The 1,039-nt window shown below is 60.4% G+C and carries 1 protein-coding gene and 1 pseudogene; both read left to right on the forward strand.

Annotated elements, in window-relative coordinates; genetic code table 11:
- Positions 1–301: pseudogene (locus tag QCE79_RS32975) on the forward strand (aromatic acid/H+ symport family MFS transporter); the annotation flags it as partial.
- Between the two features lie 16 nt (positions 302–317).
- A partial coding sequence (locus QCE79_RS32980; RefSeq protein WP_309851658.1) for a Gfo/Idh/MocA family oxidoreductase occupies positions 318–1,039 on the forward strand: 722 nt, incomplete at its 3' end.

Here is a 1,039-nt window from a genome sequence, read left to right on the forward strand (position 1 = left end):
TCTCGTTTTCCTGCTCGGCTATTGCACGAACTCGACGAACACCGGCTGGACTGCAATGGCTGCGAGCTACTATCCCACTGAAATGCGTGCCACCGGCACCAGCTGGATGACGGGCATCGGCCGCTTCGGTGCCATCTCCGGCGCATCGATTGGCGCCGTGCTGCTGAGCTTTAAATGGAACTTTGGCCAGCTTTTTCTGTTCCTGACGGTTCCTCTCGCAATTGCCATCGTCGCAGCGTATGTGCAGGGCCGTGTCCGTAGCAATGCGGCACCCGTGCTGGGCAATGCAACCACGCATTGAACTGAGGAGAGCATCGATGTCTGTAACACGAGTGGGTCTTATCGGCGCGGGCGCAATCGGTCGCGCGCATTTGGTCGGCGCTGCCCAGGCCGAAGGTGTCGAGATCGTTGGAATTGCAGACCCGAACGTCGCTTCGAAGGCGCTGGCCGACGAGTTCTCGATACCGTGGTTCGCGGACCACCGAGCACTCGTCGACCAGATGAAGCTCGACGGTGCCATTGTCGCAACTCCGAACGCCTTGCATGTGCCGATGTCGCTGGAGCTGATCAACGCGGGCATCGCCGTGCTCGTCGAGAAGCCCGTTGCCGATACAGTCGAGGAAGCACTGCGCCTGGCGAAAGCTGCAGCCGATGCAGACGTGCCCTTGCTCGTGGGTCATCATCGTCGACATAACCCGATCATCCGGACGGCACGCTCGTTGATCCAAGATGGCAAGCTGGGTCGGCTGGTCTCCGCGTCCGTGCTCGCGACCTTCCTCAAACCGGACGCCTACTTCAACGAAGCATGGCGCCGGACGACGGCGGCCGGACCGGTGCTGATCAACCTCATCCATGAGATCGACTTGTTGCGCTTCGTTTGCGGCGAGATCGCAAGCCTGCAAGCCATTACGTCCAATGCGGTTCGCGGCTTCGAAGTCGAGGATACGGCTGCCGCCATCATTCAGCTAAAGAACGGCGCGGTCGCGACGATTACCCTGTCCGATACGGCAGCATCACCTTGGAGTTGGGACACGTCTTC

It is taken from the genome of Caballeronia sp. LZ003, from assembly GCF_031451465.1.
GTDB lineage: Bacteria > Pseudomonadota > Gammaproteobacteria > Burkholderiales > Burkholderiaceae > Caballeronia.